The 5,753-nt window shown below is 63.8% G+C and carries 6 protein-coding genes and 1 pseudogene; all 7 read right to left on the bottom strand.

The window, feature by feature from the left end; translation table 11 throughout:
* Window positions 1-371: 371 nt before the first annotated feature.
* Window positions 372-1,256 (bottom strand): annotated as a pseudogene (locus AC0V2Y_RS28165) (recombination-associated protein RdgC); the annotation flags it as partial.
* A gap of 9 nt (window positions 1,257-1,265) precedes the next feature.
* Window positions 1,266-1,679 (bottom strand): recombination protein NinB, encoded by a 414-nt coding sequence (locus AC0V2Y_RS28160; RefSeq protein ID WP_475417778.1) that lies wholly within the window; start codon window positions 1,677-1,679, stop codon window positions 1,266-1,268.
* Entirely contained in the window at window positions 1,676-1,936 is a 261-nt protein-coding gene (locus AC0V2Y_RS28155) for a hypothetical protein (RefSeq protein WP_475417777.1), read from the bottom strand. Before AC0V2Y_RS28155 ends, AC0V2Y_RS28160 begins: the two co-directional genes overlap by 4 nt.
* Window positions 1,933-2,643 carry a KTSC domain-containing protein gene (locus AC0V2Y_RS28150; protein WP_475417776.1) on the bottom strand — a complete coding sequence of 237 codons (711 nt, stop codon included), beginning with the start codon at window positions 2,641-2,643 and terminating at the stop codon, window positions 1,933-1,935. Before AC0V2Y_RS28150 ends, AC0V2Y_RS28155 begins: the two co-directional genes overlap by 4 nt.
* Before the next feature lie 29 nt (window positions 2,644-2,672).
* Window positions 2,673-4,448: a YqaJ viral recombinase family protein gene (locus AC0V2Y_RS28145; protein WP_475417775.1), complete on the bottom strand. Its 1,776-nt coding sequence runs from the start codon at window positions 4,446-4,448 to the stop codon at window positions 2,673-2,675.
* Between the two features lie 34 nt (window positions 4,449-4,482).
* On the bottom strand, window positions 4,483-5,421 hold the full coding sequence (locus tag AC0V2Y_RS28140; RefSeq protein ID WP_475417774.1) for a RecT family recombinase: 939 nt from the start codon (window positions 5,419-5,421) through the stop codon (window positions 4,483-4,485).
* A gap of 124 nt (window positions 5,422-5,545) precedes the next feature.
* The coding region (locus AC0V2Y_RS28135) for a hypothetical protein (RefSeq protein ID WP_475418449.1) at window positions 5,546-5,753 on the bottom strand (208 nt) is incomplete at its 5' end.

Here is a 5,753-nt window from a genome sequence, read left to right as displayed (position 1 = left end):
GGAACGGCGCATGCCGCTTCGCCATTCAGCTGCAGCGCTGGTCGCTGCGGGCGAACAGGGTCATCGCCCACTGCCGGTCGTATGCTCGGTTCCATGATCTCAACGGCGGCTACCAGCAGTAGGTCGGCGGACTGCGAGCCGCCAGGCAGTTCCTTGGCCAGCGTCAGCGCCGATTTGATCGCACCATCACTGGTTTGCGCCATGTGTTCGCGCACGCGGGCAACGGCCGGCTGCACGGTGCTTTCATACAGCTCGTTGAGCACATCGCGATAACGGTTGCGCAGCTTGTACAGATCGGCAGTCAAGTTCACGGCGCGCTCGATCTTCTGCTGGCCGGCAGCAGCCGGGCCTGGCGCCTGCGTATCCACGTCGGCCTCGCCACCCAGCGCCTCAACCAGGTCGGCCAGCAGCTTGGCCAGCTCGCCCGCCATCAGGGCGAAATCGCTGTCGAAGCGCTCGTCGTCGTTGCGCGTGGCGCTTTCCTTGATGATTTCCAGCGGCTTGACCGACTTGATGGCCAGGCTCTCGTCCAGCACGAAGCTGATCTTGTCGCTCCAGGTCATGGCAAGGCGGGTGCACTGCTTGCCGGCGGCGATGTGGCGGCGGATATCGTCGGCCTCCAAGGTATGGCGCTTGTACGCCACCTGGGCCTTGCTCTCGCCGGTGGCGCGCATGATAGCGTCCTGGTCGACCGTGAAGCCGGCAGGGGATTCGTCCGCCTGCAGCCATTCCGTCATCGCGCCCACCGGCGAGCGCTGCACGCGCAGGCTTTCCAGCGGCAGCATGTCGACGGATTTCAGCAGCAGCTTGACCACCTCGTCCGCCTTGGCCGGACTGGCCGCGTCCACCACCAGCCAGTCGTTGATCGGGTCGATCCACACTGCCGTGGTGCTGAGGATGGCGAAGGCGCGCGGCAGCAGCTCGTCGGTGACGCGCTCTTTCAGTTCTTTCATGGCCTTCTTGCCGGGCGCGAAGCCCTGGGCTTCTTCCATTTCCAGTGCGCGGGCGGCGGCCACCTGGTTGACCACGGTCGACGGCAGCAGCTTTTTCTCGGTTTTCAGCTGCAGCAGGTACTGGCCGCCCACGGCGTGCACCAACGGTGCGCCGGCGCCGCGCGGTGCGGCCCAGCCCTGGCGCACAAGATCCATGCTTGTGGCGGGCGTGAAGGCCTGGCGCTCAAGCATGCTGTTCAGCTCCGGGGCGCTCATGGGCCAGTTTGCGAGCAGGCGGTAGATTTGAAGATTCTTGAAAAACATGGCGCTTCCTTATTCTGAAAACACGACGCCGCGCGCGGCACCGAAGGCATACAAAAATTCAATGAACTGTGCGGCTTCCTTCACGTAGAAGTCGCTGGTCTGGACGCCCAGCTGCACGATCCGGCGCCCGTCGAAGCTGGGCGTCACGCGCCCATCGTGGTGCAGCGGCGTGCTGGCCAGGCGCATTTCGTCGGCAAACTCGTCCACCAGCAGCCGCTTCATGTCGTCCGCATCCCACTTGCGCCCGATGTGCTCGACCTGCTTGGCAATCTCGCCGATCATCGCGTGGTACTTTTCTTCCTGGGCGCGCTTCTTCTTCGGCTCGGAAAACACGACCATCCAGCCGGGTGGCGCGGTCTTGGCGAATTCAACTGCCCGGCGCCGCGCCTCGTCGTGCACGAGGAAGTAGGTCTGTTTCGTCATGGCGGCGATCCTGCGACCGTACTGGCCGGCGGCAGCGGCGTCACGCGTTCCAAGTCATAGCAGCCGCGAATACCATCCAGCCATATGACCGCAGTGTGGCCGCCCATGACCTGCGCTTCGCTATTCGTGACCGTCTCGCGTACCTCGCCACCGTCCAGTTTGACGCTGACGGCCGCGCCGACCTGGTGCGAAGCATTGAACTTGTCGCATGCCGCTTGCAGCTGCGCGGCGGACTTGCGGGCCGGGCGGCCGGTCACGCTGCACCGCCCAGGTCGGCCACGTCGATCACGATGCCGCGGCAGTACGGCTCGCCGTCCTCCACGATTTCAAAAGTGGCATGCGGCACGTCGGTGCGGTAAGTCCAGCAGTAGCCTTCTTCGTTGCCCCACAGGGCATCCACGGCGCGCACCTGCGGCGCCCGGGCGAAATAGTCTTTGAGTGCTTCGTCGTCGTGCTGGATATCCTCGCGAAAAGGCAGCAAGCCCTTGGCATCGAGCAGTGCGATGGTCGGCGCGCCACGCTCGTCGTCCACGAAGCCACGGAACTCCATCAGGTCGTCGCTGGCGCCGAAGATCACGATCAGGCCGGCCGCCTTGGCCTGCTGCTCTTCTTCCTTGACCATTTCCTTACTGTATTCGCGGCCCGTCAGCAGGCCGGACAGCAGTTCCTTGCTCAGCTTGACCGGCGCCAGCTCGACGGCCGGCGTGCCCATGTGCGTGTACGGGTGCTTGTCGGCATGCGGCTTGATGTGCGCGTAGAAGTGCTTGCCGATGGATTCGGCGCCGGCGAAGGCTGCATACTCGGTCGCCGTGACGTTGGCGTAGTGGTAGACGTCGGCCGGTGCACCCTTGCGGAAGAACTGCACGGCCAGCGTTTCGGTCGCCGGGCAGTGGCCGATGGCGGCGATCTGCGAGGACTGAATGGCTTGCAGGGTGATTTGTGGTGCTGCGACTGCTGTATTCATGGGTTTCTCCAGGTGGTGGGCGGGGCGTTTTATGCAGCTTCGGCGGCCAGGCCGGCGCGTGCTGCGGCAAAGTCGAACTTGGTCAGGCGATCGATGGCCTCGACCGCTGTCAGACCGAACTGGTCGAACATCGCATCGAGGATGTCGCTGTCGGATGGGTAGAGGTCATCGGCAGCGGCGTCGAGCAGGTCAGGTGCTGGCGCTGGGCGGCTCGGCGCCGGTGCGGCGGCTGCCGGCGCGCGGCGGAGGCCGATAGGGGAGGCCGGCGCGGGCGCGGCAACCTGCGCGGCGGGCGCGGCGGCGCGCTCCGCAGCGATCTGCGAGGCTTGCTCCGCCAGTTGCCGCTGCGTGTCGGCTGCCGCGCGCTCGCGCTCGGCCTGCGCTACCTCAGCTGCCAGGCGGTCCGATTCCACTTGGGCCAGCCGGATTGTCTCGGCGGCTGCCTTTTCTGCCTTGACGCGCTCCTCTTCGCGGATCCGTGCCCGCTCGGCTTCGGCCTTCGCCTCCTCGGCGCGCTTGTGATCAGCGAAGCGGCTGGTGATGACGAGCTGGAAGTCTTCCATGGGCTTGCCGATGATGTTGGCCATGTCCATGAACAGGAAACCGTAGGTCGCGGCGTGCTCGCGGCACCATGCCTGCTTTGCGCGGTAGTCGGCAGCTTGCGTGTTGGCGGCAATCTTGGCATTGGCCAGCGTGGTGCTGACTGCGTCGCGCAGGCTGCCCAGGGTGCGCTTGTTCTTCATGGCGCCGGCAAAGTCCGGCTGCTGCAGTTGCAGGCGCAGCGGCGTGATTTCGGTTTCGAGCGCGGCCACGTGTGCGGTGAAGGCGTGCCGGCCTTCGTTCAGGATGGTTTCCTTGATCTGTTCCTTGCGGGTTTTGACCAGCTTTTCCAATTCCAGGCGCTTGGCGCGGAACTGCGCCTTGATGTGGTCGACCGTGCGCATCACTTCGTCAATGGTCGCGGTCTGCGCCAGGGCGGCGGCCTTGGTCAGTTCCAGCTTGTCTTCCGCCTCGCCGCAATACCTGACGGTGTTTTCGGCATTGGCGAAGTCTTCGTCGGTTTCCAGCTTGGTGTTGATTTTGGCAATGAACTTCTCGGCGGCGGCCTTGTACGCCACAAGGTTGCTGCTGACGACTTTACCTTCGGTCTGGACGACCAGGGCGGGCAGGGCGGCAATAGGCTCGGCGGCTGGCTTCTCGACAATGTCCACCTGTGTGTAGTTGGCGACGTCGATATCGAACTGCTCCCAGCCGGCCACGATGCGCGAAAACCATGCGGTGTCCGGATATACCCACATCCAGACCATGTTTTCCTGGGTGCCGTCGGATGCCATGAACAGCCACTTCTCGGCGCCGGTCACCAGCAGTTGCTGTTGGACCTGCGGCTGGTGCTCTTCCGGCAGCGCGCCGGCGCCAACCGACGCGGCCAGCTCGGCATTCCACTGCTTGTGCTCGAAGCCGATAGTTTCGGCCATGTTCAGGCCATCGCACGAGGCGCTTTCGCGGCCCAGCGACAGGGTGGCCGGGTAGAGGTCGTCGCCGATGATTTTTTCGGCGAATGGGCGCGCGAGCGCTTCGACCTCGTGGCCGTAGTCCAGGATGTTTTCCTGCACCCAGTCGCTGAACTCCTTGGCCAGGCCTGTGGCCTTCATGCGCACCAGTTCGCTGCGAGTGACCTTCTTCGACAGGCCGAGCATTGCGGCCGCCTCGCTGGCGCCGTGGTGGTCGAAGCGGAAGGAGTGCCAGTCGTCGCTACCCTGGAGCAAGTTGTGGATTTCGCGTGTGAGTGTATTTTCGCGTTGCATGATGTGTCCTTGGTGATTTTTTGTGGTGTGGCGATTAGTCGTTTTCGTGCGCCCAGCTGTCGATCGTCATTTTTTGCGCCTCGGTGAAGGTCGCCCGGGTGCTGAGCATGGCAATCAGCTGCGCCGGCGTTTTCTTCTTGCTGTGGATGGTCTGGCGCCATTCCGGCGTTTTTTGCTTGAACAGCTCGTCAGTACATTCCGGCAGCTGGACGATGGTGCGGTCATCTGCAGCCGGCGCGGCCGGCGTGATGTCGCGCATTTCACGGTTCGTTTCCTCAAGCTCGTCTGGCGTGTACACGCCCAGGATTACGTCAGGGGCGTACAGGCGGCTCCAGCGCTTCACGGCGAGGTAAGCCAATTGCTGGCGTGGATCGGTCGCCCAGAGCGGCGAGTTGCGCACGGAGGCCTGGACAAGCAGCAGTTCGAGATAGCGCGGCTCGTTTTCGCCGCGCAGCGTTGCCCAAATGCGCACGCCGCAGCCTTCTTCGCTCTGCATGGGGTAATCCGGCACACGGTATTGATAGGCTTTTTTGTAGTCTCTATCGCCCGGCTTTCCCTTGGCCGGTGCCTCGCAAACGCGTGTTTTGCCGATGATTTTTTCCCATGGCCCGAACCATTCGTAGTTGAAGCGGTCGAGCGTGACGCCGCTGGACTGGATGGCTGCGTTCACCAGCTGGCCTTCGTAGCCGAGCGCGCCGTTCACCAGGTGCGTTTTCTGCGCCACCGCAAACGGGTTCATCTTCCACTGCATGGCCTGCATGACGACAGCTGCACAGTCGGCCGAGCTGCCTTTCAGGTGATCCGGGATGGTTGAGCGGCCCTTGGCCATGATGTCGGCCAGGCGCATGATGCTATCCATGCTCGCAACATCAAGGATCAGGGAGGCGCTGCTGGTGCTGGCCACAGACAGATCACCCTGTCCGTACTGCGCTGTTTGCAGGGCCGTTTGCCCCTCTTTAGTTGCTGCGTTCATGACTTTTTCCTTGTGAGTTTTATGATTTCTGCCTTCAACAGCGCCAGGCGGACGGCGTAGGCGATGGCGTGGCCGGCATGCCAGTTGCGCAGGGCCTGGCTGGCCACGTCCATCACGGCTTGGCTTACGACGTCCACTGCGCCTCCCGGTGGGCGCGGCCCAGCTGCTTCACACGCGCGGCGGATGCGTCCAAGTCGATCAGCGCTTCGATCTGCGCGGTGATCAATTCCTTGCGCATTTCTTCGAGGCCGGCCAGCTCGCGGCGTACGCCGGCCAGGCGCATCTTGTTCATGTGGTGCTGGTGCTGCGCTTGGTAGTGGCGGTGGGCGGCA

It is taken from the genome of Janthinobacterium sp. BHSEK (assembly GCF_056174685.1).
This window is presented reverse-complemented; position numbering and strand designations above follow the sequence as displayed.

Excerpts from the sequence above, each read along its gene's own strand:
- AC0V2Y_RS28160 (WP_475417778.1), bottom strand. The coding sequence starts at position 1,679 with ATGACGAAACAGACCTACTTCCTCGTGCACGACGAGGCGCGGCGCCGG.
- AC0V2Y_RS28150 (WP_475417776.1), bottom strand. The coding sequence starts at position 2,643 with ATGAATACAGCAGTCGCAGCACCACAAATCACCCTGCAAGCCATTCAG.
- AC0V2Y_RS28145 (WP_475417775.1), bottom strand. The coding sequence starts at position 4,448 with ATGCAACGCGAAAATACACTCACACGCGAAATCCACAACTTGCTCCAG.
- AC0V2Y_RS28140 (WP_475417774.1), bottom strand. The coding sequence starts at position 5,421 with ATGAACGCAGCAACTAAAGAGGGGCAAACGGCCCTGCAAACAGCGCAG.